Raw genomic sequence first — 13283 nt, forward strand, 5'->3', positions numbered from 1 at the left:
TTGGGGGGGTATGGGTACCTGGCGGTTTTCACCACCGGGGGGTTTCTGGCACGCCTTTCCGGGCACCCGGGCCGCCCCTCGGGGGGTGGGTCGGCGGGGCTTGGGCCCGCGAAAGGGCCGCACAGCGGCCCCATCGATTCAACTGCCCTGCTGCGCCCCTTCGAACCACGCCAGCTTGTCGCGCAACTGCACCACTTCGCCAACGATGATCAGGGTCGGCGCATGCACTTCATGCCGCGCGACCAGCTCGGGCAGGTCCGCCAGGGTACCGGTGAATACCCGCTGATGCCGGGTGGTCCCCTGTTGCACCAGCGCCGCCGGCGTACTGGCCGCGCGCCCATGGCGGATCAGCTCGGCACAGATAGTCGGCAACCCTACCAGCCCCATGTAGAACACCAACGTCTGGGCCGGCGCCACCAGATCCCGCCAGGGCAGGTTGCTGGTGCCATCCTTGAGGTGGCCGGTGATGAAGCGCACCGACTGGGCATAGTCGCGATGGGTCAGCGGAATGCCACCATAGGCGGAGCAACCACTGGCTGCGGTGATACCCGGCACCACCTGGAACGGGATACCCTCCTCAGCCAGCTCTTCGATCTCCTCGCCACCACGGCCGAAGATGAACGGGTCGCCACCCTTGAGCCGCAGGACGCGTTTGCCCTGGCGCGCCAGGTCCACCAACAGGCGGTTGATCTGCTCCTGGGGCACTGCATGGTCGGCACGGCGCTTGCCCACGTAGATCCGCTCGGCATCGCGCCGGCACATCTCGATGATGGCAGGCGCCACCAGGCGGTCGTACAGCACCACGTCGGCCTGCTGCATCAGGCGCAGAGCACGGAAGGTCAGCAGGTCCGGGTCACCCGGGCCGGCGCCAACCAGGTACACCTCGCCCCCTTGCTGCACCGCCGCACCATCGACCTTGGCCTGCAGCAGGCGCTCGGCCTCGCTGCCCTGTCCGGCCAGCTGGCGTTCGGCGATCGGCCCCTGGAACACATCCTCCCAGAAGCCGCGACGCTGGTTGACGTCCGGGTACAAGGCCTTGACCTTGTCGCGAAACCGCGCCGCCAGCCCGGCCAGCTCGCCGTAGGCGGCTGGAATCCAGGCCTCCAGGCGCGCACGGATCAACCGTGCCAGCACCGGCGCGTCGCCGCCACTGGACACTGCCACCACCAAGGGCGAGCGGTCGACGATGGCCGGGAAGATCACCGTACACAAGGCCGGTGCATCCACCACATTCACCGGCAGGCTGCGCGCCTGGGCATCGGCCGAGACCTGGGCGTTGAGCCCGGAATCATCAGTAGCTGCGATCACCAGGCGGCAACCGTCCAGGTCGCCGGCCTGGTAACCACGCACCAGGACTTCACCGCCGCCCTCTCGGGCCAGCGCGGCCAGCTGGCCGTCGACGTCCGGCGCGACCACCCGCAGCGCAGCGCCGGCATCGGCCAGCAGGCGCGCCTTGCGCAAGGCGATCTCGCCGCCGCCAACGACCAGTACCCGGCCGCCCTGCAGCTTGTGGAACAGCGGCAGGTAGTCCATTTAGCGGATGACCTCGACACCGCCCATGTAGGGCTTGAGTACGTCCGGCACACGAATCGAGCCGTCGGCCTGCTGGTAGTTCTCCAGCACCGCCACCAGGGTACGGCCCACGGCCAGGCCGGAACCGTTCAGGGTGTGCACCAGTTCCGGCTTGCCGGTTTCCGGGTTGCGCCAGCGGGCCTGCATACGGCGGGCCTGGAAGTCGCCGCAGTTGGAGCAGGAGCTGATCTCACGGTATTTGTCCTGGCTCGGCACCCAGACTTCCAGGTCGTAGGTCTTCACCGCGCCGAAGCCCATGTCGCCGGTGCACAGCGCCAGCACGCGGTATGGCAGCTCCAGCAGCTGGAGCACGCGCTCGGCGTTGGCAGTCAGGCCTTCCAGGGCTTCCATGGACTTGGACGGCTCGACCACCTGGACCATCTCGACCTTGTCGAACTGGTGCTGGCGGATCATGCCGCGGGTATCGCGGCCCGAGGCACCGGCCTCGCTGCGGAAGCAAGGGGTATGGGCAACGTACTTGATCGGCAGCTGCTTGGCGTCGAGGATCTGGTCGGCGACCAGGTTGGTCAGCGACACCTCGGCGGTCGGGATCAGGTAGAAGTCGGCCTCGCCTTCGCGGCTGATCTTGAACAGGTCTTCCTCGAACTTCGGCAGCTGGCCGGTGCCCTGCAGGGCCGGCGCCTGCACCATGTACGGGGTGTAGGCCTCTTCGTAGCCGTGCTCGCCGGTGTGCAGGTTGATCATGAACTGCGCCAGGGCGCGGTGCAGACGGGCGATCGGGCCGCGCAGCACGGCGAAGCGGGCGCCGGACAGTTTGGCCGCGGCTTCGAAGTCCAGGCCACCGCTGATCTCGCCCAGGGCGACGTGATCCTTGATCTCGAAATCGAAGGTTTTCGGGGTACCCCAGCGACGCACTTCGACGTTGTCGTCTTCGCTGGCACCGACCGGCACGCTGGCGTCCGGCAGGTTGGGGATGGTCAGCAGGATCGCGTCCAGCTCGGCCTGGATGCCGTCCAGCTCGGTCTTGCCGGCGGCCAGCTCGTTGGCCATGCGCTCGACGTCGGCCATCAGCGGGGCGATGTCTTCGCCCTTGGCCTTGGCCTGGCCGATGGACTTGGAACGGGCGTTACGCTCGGCCTGCAGTTGCTCGGTGCGGGTCTGCACCGCCTTGCGGCGTTCTTCCAGTGATTCGATGCGCGCGACATCCAGGCTGAAGCCACGGGAGGCCAGGCGATCCGCCACTTCCTGAAGTTGGCCGCGTAACAGTTTGGAATCGAGCATATCGTTCTCTCGTTGTGTGTGTTGGTTCAGAATTTGGTCAAGGACAGGCCGGCCCAGGTGGCCAACAACCCGCCCACTACGCTGATCGCGCTGTAGCCCAAGGCCAGCGGTACTTGCCCGCTCTCCATCAGGCGCACGGTATCCAGCGAAAAAGAGGAAAATGTCGTCAGGCCGCCCAGAAAGCCCACGATCAGGCCCGCGCGCAGCTCGACCGGTGCCAGCGGCTTGTGCAGGAACAGGCCGTACAGCAGGCCGATCAGCAGGCAGCCGACCAGGTTGACCGCCAGCGTACCGAGATAGAAGTGGCGTGGCCAGTGGGCAGCGACCCAATTGGAGGTAGCAAAGCGCAGCAGCGTGCCGGCGATACCGCCGGCACTGACCGCGGCGACCAAGGCAATCATGGTTTTCTCCGTTGGCGGGGGCTGGTGCGGTCGAGTTCGGCCAGGTGGCGCAGCTTCTCGCCGATCTTCAACTCCAGGCCTCGCGGCACCGGCTGATAGTACTGGCGCGGCTCGAGCTGCTCGGGGAAGTAGTCCTCGCCCGCAGCGTAGGCGTCCGGCTCGTCATGGGCATAGCGATACTCCTCGCCATAGCCCAGTTGCTTCATCAGTTTGGTCGGCGCGTTGCGCAGGTGCAGCGGCACCTCCAGCGAGCCGTGCTCGGCCGCCTCGCGCATGGCCGCCTTGAAGCCCATGTACACCGCATTGCTCTTGGGTGCGCAGGCGATGTAGGTGATGGCCTGGGCCACCGCCAACTCGCCCTCGGGGCTGCCCAGGCGCTCCTGCACGTCCCAGGCCGACAGGCACAGGCTCAGGGCCCGCGGGTCGGCATTGCCGATGTCCTCGCTGGCCATGCGCACCACGCGGCGGGCGATGTACAGAGGATCACAGCCACCGTCGAGCATGCGTGCGTACCAGTACAGGGCTGCGTCGGGGTTGGAGCCACGCACCGACTTGTGCAGTGCCGAGATCTGGTCGTAGAAGGCCTCGCCGCCCTTGTCGAAGCGCCGGCGGCTGTCGCCCAGCAGGCTTTGCAACAACTCGACGCCGATTTCGTCGCCATCGTCGGCAAGGTCCGAGGCGTTCTCGAGCAGGTTGAGCATGCGCCGGCCATCGCCGTCGGCAGCGGCCATGAGCATCTGGAAGGCCTCGTCGCCCACCCGCAGCTGGCGCGCGCCCAGGCCACGCTCCTCGGTCAGGGCGCGGTTGACCAGCTTGCGCAGGGCCGCTTCGTCCAGGCTCTTGAGCACATACACCCGTGCCCGCGAGAGCAAGGCGTTGTTCAGCTCGAAGGACGGGTTCTCGGTGGTGGCGCCGATGAAGATCAACGTGCCGTCTTCGACATAGGGCAGGAAGGCATCCTGCTGGGATTTGTTGAAGCGGTGCACTTCGTCGACGAACAGGATGGTCCGGCGACCATACTGGCCGGCCTGCTGCTTGGCCACCTCGACGGCCTGGCGGATCTCCTTGACCCCCGCCAACACCGCCGACACCGTTTCGAAATGTGCATCGCAGAACTGCGCCAGAAGCCGCGCCAAGGTGGTCTTGCCCACCCCCGGCGGCCCCCAGAAGATCATCGAATGCAGCGCACCCTGCTCCAGCGCCTCACGCAGCGGCTTGCCGCGCGCCAGCAGGTGCTCCTGGCCGACGTACTCGTCCAGGTTGGACGGACGCAGCCGGGCGGCCAGGGGCTGGGCGACGGGTTCGCTTCGAAACAGGTCCATGATGGCTCTCGTTATTCCTGGATGACGTCAGCGCCTTCCGGAATCTTGAACTGGAACGTGCTCGCCGGGATCGGCTCGTTGGCCTTGACCCCGTTGAACAGGATATTGGTGCGCTGGCCCACGCTGTCGACCAGTTGCATGTCGTTGATCAGCCCACGGCGGAACGACACGCGCAACGAGTCGAACAAGGTGTCCTTGGTCTTGGGCTTCAAGGTGAAGTCCATGACTTCGCCCTGCTCCTTGGAGGTGATGTCGAAGCTCTGGCTGATCTTCGACACATCGCCGGACAGCAGCAGCGCCGGGGTCTGGTTCAGGCGCACGTCGAGCTTCTTGACCGTGGCCTGTTCCAGGTCCGGGTCCCACAGGGTGACCTTCTGGCCATCGGACACCACCACCTGCTCCTGGGGCGCATCGGTGTGCCAGTAGAACAGGCCTGGGCGCTTGACCGACATCTGCCCGCTGGTCTCCTGCAGGCTGGTGCCGCTGGCGTCGAGGGTCAGCTGGGAGAAACGGGCGGAAATGGTCTGGGACTTTTCCAGCAACTGGGTCAGGCGCGCAACATCCTTCTCATCGGCATGGGCCGACACAGCGCCCAGGGCCAGGGCAGAAACCAACAGCATGCGAATCGCGCGCATGGGAATCCTCGTCGAACAGTGGGTAGGCCGGGCACCGCCATTGGCGCCCGGCAAGGTGATCATCAATCGCGTGGGCCACCCGGGGCAATCACTTCCCGCGAGCCGTTGCTGTTCATGGGGGTGACCACGCCGGCCATCTCCATCGCCTCGATCATGCGCGCAGCGCGGTTGTAGCCGATCTTGAGCTTGCGCTGCACGGCGGAAATCGATGCCCGGCGGCTTTCCAGCACGAACTGCACAGCTTCGTCGTACAGGGCGTCGGCCTCCGGGTCATCGCCGTCGCCACCACCGCCACCGCCGCCCTCGAAGCCGCTGCCGGCCTCCTCGACGCCATTGAGGATGTCGTCGTTGTAGTCCGGCGCGCCGCGCATCTTCCAGGCCTCTACCACGCGGTGGACCTCGTCGTCGGAGACGAACGCGCCATGCACACGGATCGGCAGGCTGGTGCCCGGCGGCATGTAGAGCATGTCGCCATGGCCAAGCAGCTGCTCGGCACCGCCCTGGTCGATGATGGTCCGCGAGTCGATCTTGCTCGACACCTGGAACGCCATGCGCGTCGGGATGTTGGCCTTGATCAGGCCGGTGATCACATCCACCGAGGGGCGCTGGGTGGCGAGGATCAAGTGGATACCGGCGGCACGGGCCTTCTGGGCGATACGGGCGATCAGCTCCTCGACCTTCTTGCCGACGATCATCATCATGTCGGCGAATTCGTCGACGATCACCACGATGGTCGGCAGCGTCTTCAGCGCCGGCGGCTCGTCGTCCATGCTCTCGCGACGATACAGCGGGTCGTGGATGACCTCTCCCGCCTCCTGGGCGTCCTTGATCTTGCGGTTGAACCCGGCCAGGTTACGCACGCCCATCGCCGCCATCAGCTTGTAGCGCCGCTCCATCTCGGCCACGCTCCAGCGCAGGGCGTTGGCGGCGTCCTTCATGTCGGTGACCACCGGGCACAGCAGGTGCGGGATGCCTTCGTAGATCGACAGCTCGAGCATCTTCGGGTCGATCATGATCAGCCGCGCGTCTTCCGGGCTGGACTTGAACAGGATCGACAGGATCATCGCGTTCACGCCCACCGACTTACCGGAACCGGTGGTACCGGCCACCAACAGGTGCGGCATCTTGGCCAGGTCGGTGATCACCGGCTTGCCACCGATGTCGTGGCCCAAGGCCAGGGTGACCGGCGACTTCTGCTCGTCATACTGCGGCGTGGAGAGCACTTCGGAGAAGCGCACCATCTGCCGGTTCTCGTTGGGGATCTCGATACCCACAGTGGTCTTGCCAGGGATGACCTCGACCACGCGCACGCTGGTCACCGCCAGGGAACGCGCCAGGTCCTTGGCCAGGTTGGCGATGCGGCTGACCTTGACCCCGGCGGCTGGCTGGATCTCGTAGCGGGTGATCACCGGGCCCGGGTGGATCGAGTCCACCGAAACTTCGACACCAAACTCCTTGAGCTTGATTTCCAGCAGATTGCCCACGCCGGCCAGGGACTCCGGCGAGTACTCGATCTTCTTCTGCTCGGCAGGGTCGAGGATGGAGATAGACGGCAAGGTGCCTTCCACGGCGCTGTCGACGAACAGCGGCGCTTGTTTTTCCTTCATGACCCGCTTGCTCGGCTCCGGCGCCTTGACCGGGGCTGGCGGCATGATCACCGGCGCCGTCGGTTGCTCGCGTGGCACCACCGGCTCGCGCTGCACCACCGGCCGGGCGGATACTTCCTCACGCTCGTTAATACGCTCGCGCGGCTGCGGCTTGATTGGCTCGCGCTTCCCGGCGGTCATCGGAGCCACGTCGAAGGCGGGCTCATCCACCTCGCGCAGCTGCGCCACCAGGCGCTTGCGCTCGTTGCGGGCCTCCCACCAACGGTTGGCCGCCCCCTGCACCAGCTCGAACAAATCGAGGGTGATCTTGCCGGTGATGTCCATCACCTTGAACCACGACAGGTCGGTGAACACCGTCAGGCCGAACAGGAACAGGGCGATGAACATCAAGGTGCTGCCCTGCACGTTCAGCAGGTTGCGCGCCAGGTCGCCCAGGCTCTCGCCCAGGGCGCCGCCTGCGGAGAACGGCATGCTCGCTGGCGGATGGAAATGGATATGGGCCAGGGCCGCGCCCGACAACACCAGGAACACCAGGCCGATGAGCCGCCAGGAGAACAGCCAGCCGCTCCATTCCCAGGGCTGGTGGCGCTCACGGAAGATCTGCCAGGTCTTGATCGCCAGCAGCAACGGGAAGATATAGGCGAAGTAGCCCAGTACCATGAACAGGATATCGGCGAAATAGGCACCGGCCCGGCCGGCGGCGTTCTGCACCTGGTCGACGTTGCTGGTGTGGCTGAAGCCCGGGTCCGCCGTGTCGTAGGTCAGCAGTGCCATCCACAGGTACAGGCACAGGGCACCGACAGCGATCAGCGCGCCTTCCTTGAGGCGGTAATGCAGCTGCTGGCGCCACAGGGGCACGGGCAAGGGGGTCGGGGTTGCGGTGGATTTCTTCAAAACGCGTCTATTCCTGCGCTTGCTGCGCGTCCAGTAGTGTGTCCGGTCAACGAACCACTACTTTTAACATTACTGCCCGCCAGTCGCCATGGCAGCACGCCACGGGCATGAACGGGGCGGATTCCCTATGGGTGCAATTTGAGCACGCATTTACTTTCGTGACAAAGGCTTATGCTGTGTTTTTGCACAGGTATGACAGCAAATGCGCCGGATGGTGCCGGCGGTCACCTGAAATGTCCCATGCGGCTTGCGCCGCTCCACAGAGATTTCGCAACTCTTGAGAGCGGCCCAATCTCGGTGGGAACTGGCGACAGCCCGCGATGGGCTGCAAAGCAGCCCCAAGCGGTCCATCGCAGGCTCCGCCAGCCCCCACGAAACAAGCGGAGCCCGACTCGTCCAGCGGCACAAGGCCAGAGATTGACCTCTTCGACCCTGCGCGCCATGCTGCCCTCTCCCCTACCCCACCGCCGAAAGACCATGCTTACCTGGCTGACCCGCGACTCCCTGACCTTCCCGCCCCTGGACAAGGCCCTGCACGACCCCAACGGCCTGCTCGCCGCGGGCGGCGACCTGAGCCCGGAGCGCCTGGTGCAGGCCTATCGCCATGGCTGTTTCCCCTGGTACCAGGACGGCCAACCGATCCTCTGGTGGTCACCCGACCCTCGCACCGTCCTGTTCCCGGACGAGCTGCACGTATCTCGCTCGCTGGCCAAGTTCATCCGCCAGGGCCACTACCAGGTCAGCTTCGACACTGACTTCGCCGCGGTCATCGCCGCCTGTGCCGCGCCGCGCGACTACGCCGACGGCACCTGGATCACCGACAGCATGCAAACGGCCTACTGCGAGCTGCACCGGCGTGGCATCGCCCATTCGGTGGAGGTGCGCCAGGACGGTAAGCTGGTCGGCGGCCTGTATGGCCTGGCGATGGGCCGGCTGTTCTTCGGCGAATCGATGTTCAGCCGCGCCGACAACGCCTCCAAGGTAGGCTTCGTCGCGTTGGTTGACCACCTGAAGGCCGCCGGCTTCGTGCTGATCGATTGCCAGATGCCGACCAACCACCTGCACAGCCTCGGCGCCCGCACCATCAGCCGGGCCGCCTTCGCCGAGTACCTGGCGCGCTACCTCGACCAGCCCAACATGGCCACCTGGGCTCGCTAGGCGAGTTCTGCCAGCTGGCTTACACTTAAATCAAAGTCTTGCCGAGGGGTTGATCATGACAGAGCTGGCGCGGTTGAAGTTCTATGCCACTCAGCCCCACGCCTGCAGCTACCTGCCAGACGAGCAGGCGACTACGCTGTTCCTGGACCCCAGCCAACCGATGGATGTGCATGTCTATGCCGACCTGTCGGAGATGGGTTTCCGCCGCAGTGGCGACCACCTGTACCGCCCTCACTGCCAGCACTGCAATGCCTGCGTGCCTGCACGTATCCCGGCCGCGCGCTTCATTCCCAACCGCCAGCAACGGCGCATCCTCAAGCGCAACGCCGACCTGACCGTCACCGCTGCCCGCCCGGCCTTTCGCGAAGAATATTTCGACCTCTACCGGCGCTACATCGAGCAGCGCCACGCCGACGGCGACATGTATCCGCCGAGCCGTGACCAGTTCTCCACCTTCCTGGTGCGCGACCTGCCGTTCTGCTGGTTCTACGAATTCCGCCTCGAAGGCCGGCTGATGGCCGTGGCCGTGTGCGACCTGCTGCCCAACGGCCTGTCAGCGGTCTACACCTTCTACGAGCCAGAAGAAGAACGCCGCAGCTTGGGGCGCTACGCCATCCTCTGGCAGATCACCGAAGCCCTGCGCCAGGACCTGGAGGCGGTCTACCTGGGCTACTGGATCAAGAACTGCAAGAAAATGAACTACAAGACCCAGTACCGGCCTATCGAACTGCTGATCAACCAACGGTGGGTTACCCTCAATTGAAAGCATTGGCTTGAAACACAGTTTTCGGGCATAATCCACGCCACTTTTTTGCCCGGTGCGGTTGTGCGTCGGGCCATCACTGGATACCGAGGGCTTTACTGCATGTCGAAAGAAGACAGCTTCGAAATGGAAGGTACTGTCGTCGACACCCTGCCCAACACCATGTTCCGCGTGGAGTTGGAAAACGGGCACGTCGTAACCGCGCACATCTCTGGGAAGATGCGCAAGAACTACATTCGTATTCTCACTGGCGACAAGGTCCGCGTCGAACTGACGCCGTACGACCTGAGCAAGGGCCGCATCACCTACCGTGCGCGCTAAGCTCCAGCCATGAAAAAGCCCGGCCATGTGCCGGGCTTTTTTGTGCGTGTTTTTTAGCAGCAAGGGCTGCCTTGCAGCCCTTTCGCGGCGCAAGGCCGCTCCTACAAGGATCGTGCAGGCTCTGTAGGAGCGGCCTTGCGCCGCGAAAGGGCCGCAACGCGCCCCCGCTGGTCACGCAATCTCAGCCGTGGTCTCGAAGTCGAACACCAGCTCGCCATCGCGCAAGTCGACGTGCACCACCCCGCCATGCTCGGACAGCTCGCCGAACAGGATCTCCTCGGCCAACGGCCGCTTGATCTTGTCCTGGATGAGCCGCGCCATGGGCCGCGCCCCCATCTGCACATCGTAGCCGGAGGCAGCCAGCCAGCCGCGTGCGTCATCACTGACTTCCAGCAGCACACGTTTGTCCTCGAGCTGCGCCTGCAGTTCGATGAGGAACTTGTCGACGATGCTCTTGATGGTCTCGTGGCTCAGGCGGCCGAACTGGATGATGGTGTCCAGGCGGTTGCGGAACTCCGGCGTGAAGCTCTTGCGGATCACTTCCATGGCATCGGAGGTGTGGTCCTGCTGGGTGAAGCCGATCGAGGCCCTCGCGGCGGTTTCGGCGCCGGCGTTGGTGGTCATGATCAGGATCACGTTGCGGAAGTCCGCCTTGCGCCCGTTGTTGTCGGTCAGGGTCCCGTGGTCCATCACCTGCAGCAGCAGGTTGAAGACTTCCGGGTGGGCCTTCTCGATTTCATCGAGCAGCAGCACGCAATGCGGCTGCTTGGTGATCGCCTCGGTCAACAGGCCGCCCTGGTCGAACCCGACATAGCCTGGAGGCGCACCGATCAGGCGCGACACGGTGTGCCGCTCCATGTACTCGGACATGTCGAAGCGCACCAGCTCGACACCCAGGGCCTTGGCCAGCTGGCGTGCCGCCTCGGTCTTGCCCACACCGGTGGGGCCGGCGAACAGGAACGAGCCGACCGGCTTGTCCGGCGCCTTGAGCCCGGCACGGGAGAGCTTGATCGCGGTCGCCAGCGAGTCGATGGCGGCATCCTGGCCGAACACGGTGAGCTTGAGGTCACGCTCCAGATTGCGCAGCAGCTCCTTGTCGGAGCTGGTGACATGCTTGGGCGGGATCCGCGCGATCTTGGCGACGATGTCCTCGACCTGCGACACGTCGATCCGCTTGACCCGGCTACCTTCCGGCTGCAGGCGCTGATAGGCGCCGGCTTCGTCGATCACGTCGATGGCCTTGTCCGGCATGTGCCGGTCATTGATGTAGCGCGCAGCCAGTTCGGCGGCGGCGCGCAGGGCCTCATCGCTGTACTCGATGTTGTGGTGGGTCTCGAAGCGGCCCTTCAGGCCACGCAGGATGCCCACGGTATCTTCCACCGACGGCTCGGTGACGTCGACCTTCTGGAAGCGTCGCGCCAGGGCCCGGTCCTTCTCGAAGATGCCGCGAAACTCCTGGAACGTGGTCGAGCCGATGCAACGGATGTCCCCGGAGGACAGCAGCGGCTTGAGCAGGTTGGACGCATCCATCACCCCGCCCGATGCCGCACCGGCACCGATGATGGTGTGGATCTCGTCGATGAACAGGATCGCCTGCGGGCGCTTGCGCAGCTCGCCGAGCAGCGCCTTGAAGCGTTTCTCGAAATCACCGCGGTACTTGGTACCGGCCAGCAGGGCGCCAAGGTCGAGGGAGTAGACGACACTCTGGGCCAGCAGGTCAGGCACCTGGCCGTCGACGATGCGCTTGGCCAGGCCTTCGGCGATGGCGGTCTTGCCCACGCCGGCCTCGCCGACCAGCAGCGGGTTGTTCTTGCGCCGGCGGGCAAGGATCTGGGCGACCCGCTCGACTTCCTGCTCGCGCCCCACCAGCGGGTCGATGCGGCCCAGACGGGCCAGTTCGTTCAGGTTGCTGGCATAGGCGTCCAGGGGGTTGCTCGAGGATGCGGCCTCGCCACCCTCCTCGTCCTGCATGTCCTGGTCGCTCTCGCTGTGCGAACCGTGGCCCGGCACCTTGGAGATGCCATGGGCGATGTAGTTGACCACGTCGATGCGCGCCACGCTCTGCTGCTTGAGCAGGAACACGGCCTGGCTTTCCTGTTCGCTGAAGATCGCCACCAGCACGTTGGCGCCGGTGACCTCGCGCTTGCCGGAGCTCTGCACATGGAACACGGCACGCTGCAGGACACGCTGGAAGCCCAGGGTCGGCTGGGTTTCGCGGTCCTCGTCATGAACGGGAATCAGCGGTGTGGTGGAATCGATGAACTCTTGCAGGTCGTGCTTGAGCTTGTCGAGATTGGCACCACAGGCGCGAAGAACGGTCGCGGCGGCCTCGTTGTCAAGGAGTGCAAGCAGCAGGTGCTCGACGGTCATGAACTCATGACGCTTCGAACGAGCCTCCTTGAAGGCCAGATTGAGGGTGACTTCGAGCTCGCGGTTTAACATAGCTTCACCTCATACCCAAGTGGTCGGCGATTAACCGTCCTTCTCGATTTCACAGAGTAGCGGATGCTGGCTTTCCCTGGCGTATTGGTTGACCTGCATGGCCTTTGTCTCGGCGATGTCACGGGTAAACAATCCGCACACTGCCCGCCCTTCGGTGTGGACGGTCAGCATGATTTTGGTCGCCAGCTCGCGGTTCAGATTGAAGAACGTCTCGAGCACTTCGACGACGAAATCCATTGGCGTGTAGTCATCGTTGAACAAAACCACCTTGTACATCGGTGGCGCCTGCAGGATCGGCTTGGCTTCCTGTACCGCCAGACCGGAGCCGTCGTCCTCGTTCGATTGCGGGCGATCCTGATTGAATGTTAGTCGAATCTGGCTGAGTGGTTGCATGGAAAGAATTTCATCATATCGACAGGTTAAGGTAGTGGGTTGACCGCGCAGGCCGCTTCCGGCGCGGGCGCCGTCTGACCTTGACTATCGGCAAAACGGTGTTACAACCAATAAGAACCCACCGTGGTCGATAAAGATCCGCGCAGTCAACCAGATTTTTTCGCATGGTTCGTATGCGGATGACCGGATGATACTCCAGTGATGGAGTCCTTTGCAGAGGGACATGAGGATGGCGAGCGGTAAAGTCAAGTGGTTCAACAATGCCAAGGGCTATGGTTTCGTCAACGAGGAGGGTAAAAGCGAAGACCTGTTCGCCCACTATTCGCATATCCAGATGGACGGCTACAAGACGCTCAAGGCTGGCCAGGCCGTGACCTTCGACATCGTCCAGGGCCCGAAGGGGCTACACGCCGTGAACATCTCCAACGCCGGCGCCACCCAGGCCAAGGTCGAGGCCCAGCCGGCAGGCATCACCGTACAGGCCTGACCGGCCCCACCTTCTGCAGGCACATCGGCAGCCGGCCAGCCCCGCA

Annotated in this window: 12 protein-coding genes; 4 read left to right on the forward strand and 8 right to left on the reverse strand. The window is 64.5% G+C overall.

What is annotated here, in order from left to right; translation table 11 throughout:
• Positions 1 to 138: 138 nt before the first annotated feature.
• From cysG to ACNFCI_RS13120, 6 genes are all read right to left on the reverse strand, one after another.
• The gene (gene cysG, locus ACNFCI_RS13095; RefSeq protein WP_084855699.1) at positions 139 to 1533 is read right to left on the reverse strand and encodes a siroheme synthase CysG; all 1395 of its coding nucleotides are present in this window, start codon (positions 1531 to 1533) and stop codon (positions 139 to 141) included.
• A complete protein-coding gene (gene serS, locus ACNFCI_RS13100) occupies positions 1534 to 2814 on the reverse strand; it encodes a serine--tRNA ligase (protein WP_084855700.1) in 1281 nt (426 codons plus the stop codon).
• Between the two features lie 26 nt (positions 2815 to 2840).
• Complete coding sequence (gene crcB, locus ACNFCI_RS13105; protein ID WP_084855701.1) at positions 2841 to 3215, reverse strand: fluoride efflux transporter CrcB; 375 nt, start codon at positions 3213 to 3215, stop codon at positions 2841 to 2843.
• Entirely contained in the window at positions 3212 to 4537 is a 1326-nt protein-coding gene (locus ACNFCI_RS13110; protein WP_224458684.1) for a replication-associated recombination protein A, read from the reverse strand. Before ACNFCI_RS13110 ends, crcB begins: the two co-directional genes overlap by 4 nt.
• A gap of 11 nt (positions 4538 to 4548) precedes the next feature.
• Positions 4549 to 5172: an outer membrane lipoprotein chaperone LolA gene (lolA, locus tag ACNFCI_RS13115; RefSeq protein WP_084855703.1), complete on the reverse strand. Its 624-nt coding sequence runs from the start codon at positions 5170 to 5172 to the stop codon at positions 4549 to 4551.
• A 62-nt stretch (positions 5173 to 5234) separates the two neighbouring features.
• A complete protein-coding gene (locus tag ACNFCI_RS13120) occupies positions 5235 to 7673 on the reverse strand; it encodes a DNA translocase FtsK (protein WP_368829138.1) in 2439 nt (812 codons plus the stop codon).
• 477 nt (positions 7674 to 8150) lie between these two features.
• Between ACNFCI_RS13120 and aat the strand changes: the two genes are divergently transcribed.
• The 3 genes from aat to infA all read left to right on the forward strand — a co-directional run bounded on the left by aat (position 8151) and on the right by infA (position 9915).
• Positions 8151 to 8831: a leucyl/phenylalanyl-tRNA--protein transferase gene (gene aat / locus ACNFCI_RS13125; RefSeq protein ID WP_368829139.1), complete on the forward strand. Its 681-nt coding sequence runs from the start codon at positions 8151 to 8153 to the stop codon at positions 8829 to 8831.
• 55 nt (positions 8832 to 8886) lie between these two features.
• Positions 8887 to 9594 carry an arginyltransferase gene (locus ACNFCI_RS13130; protein WP_084855706.1) on the forward strand — a complete coding sequence of 236 codons (708 nt, stop codon included), beginning with the start codon at positions 8887 to 8889 and terminating at the stop codon, positions 9592 to 9594.
• A gap of 102 nt (positions 9595 to 9696) precedes the next feature.
• Positions 9697 to 9915 carry a translation initiation factor IF-1 gene (gene infA / locus ACNFCI_RS13135; RefSeq protein WP_002553999.1) on the forward strand — a complete coding sequence of 73 codons (219 nt, stop codon included), beginning with the start codon at positions 9697 to 9699 and terminating at the stop codon, positions 9913 to 9915.
• A gap of 171 nt (positions 9916 to 10086) precedes the next feature.
• Here the strand turns inward: infA and clpA are convergent, their stop codons facing one another.
• Both clpA and clpS read right to left on the reverse strand, forming a co-directional pair.
• Positions 10087 to 12357 (reverse strand): ATP-dependent Clp protease ATP-binding subunit ClpA, encoded by a 2271-nt coding sequence (gene clpA / locus ACNFCI_RS13140; RefSeq protein ID WP_416768011.1) that lies wholly within the window; start codon positions 12355 to 12357, stop codon positions 10087 to 10089.
• Between the two features lie 30 nt (positions 12358 to 12387).
• Positions 12388 to 12750 carry an ATP-dependent Clp protease adapter ClpS gene (gene clpS, locus ACNFCI_RS13145; protein ID WP_043212233.1) on the reverse strand — a complete coding sequence of 121 codons (363 nt, stop codon included), beginning with the start codon at positions 12748 to 12750 and terminating at the stop codon, positions 12388 to 12390.
• 229 nt (positions 12751 to 12979) lie between these two features.
• Between clpS and cspD the strand changes: the two genes are divergently transcribed.
• Positions 12980 to 13237 (forward strand): cold shock domain-containing protein CspD, encoded by a 258-nt coding sequence (gene cspD, locus ACNFCI_RS13150; RefSeq protein ID WP_084855708.1) that lies wholly within the window; start codon positions 12980 to 12982, stop codon positions 13235 to 13237.
• The last annotated feature ends 46 nt before the right edge of the window (positions 13238 to 13283 follow it).

The sequence above is a fragment of the Pseudomonas sp. NY15356 genome, assembly GCF_048068175.1.
GTDB classification, from domain to species: domain Bacteria; phylum Pseudomonadota; class Gammaproteobacteria; order Pseudomonadales; family Pseudomonadaceae; genus Aquipseudomonas; species Aquipseudomonas putida_K.

What these genes read in the sequence shown, in the direction of transcription:
- infA (WP_002553999.1), top strand. Translation starts at nt 9,697, where the DNA reads ATGTCGAAAGAAGACAGCTTCGAAATGGAAGGTACTGTCGTCGACACC.
- clpS (WP_043212233.1), bottom strand. Translation starts at nt 12,750, where the DNA reads ATGCAACCACTCAGCCAGATTCGACTAACATTCAATCAGGATCGCCCG.
- lolA (WP_084855703.1), bottom strand. Translation starts at nt 5,172, where the DNA reads ATGCGCGCGATTCGCATGCTGTTGGTTTCTGCCCTGGCCCTGGGCGCT.
- cysG (WP_084855699.1), bottom strand. Translation starts at nt 1,533, where the DNA reads ATGGACTACCTGCCGCTGTTCCACAAGCTGCAGGGCGGCCGGGTACTG.
- clpA (WP_416768011.1), bottom strand. Translation starts at nt 12,357, where the DNA reads ATGTTAAACCGCGAGCTCGAAGTCACCCTCAATCTGGCCTTCAAGGAG.
- aat (WP_368829139.1), top strand. Translation starts at nt 8,151, where the DNA reads ATGCTTACCTGGCTGACCCGCGACTCCCTGACCTTCCCGCCCCTGGAC.
- ACNFCI_RS13110 (WP_224458684.1), bottom strand. Translation starts at nt 4,537, where the DNA reads ATGGACCTGTTTCGAAGCGAACCCGTCGCCCAGCCCCTGGCCGCCCGG.
- cspD (WP_084855708.1), top strand. Translation starts at nt 12,980, where the DNA reads ATGGCGAGCGGTAAAGTCAAGTGGTTCAACAATGCCAAGGGCTATGGT.
- crcB (WP_084855701.1), bottom strand. Translation starts at nt 3,215, where the DNA reads ATGATTGCCTTGGTCGCCGCGGTCAGTGCCGGCGGTATCGCCGGCACG.
- serS (WP_084855700.1), bottom strand. Translation starts at nt 2,814, where the DNA reads ATGCTCGATTCCAAACTGTTACGCGGCCAACTTCAGGAAGTGGCGGAT.
- ACNFCI_RS13130 (WP_084855706.1), top strand. Translation starts at nt 8,887, where the DNA reads ATGACAGAGCTGGCGCGGTTGAAGTTCTATGCCACTCAGCCCCACGCC.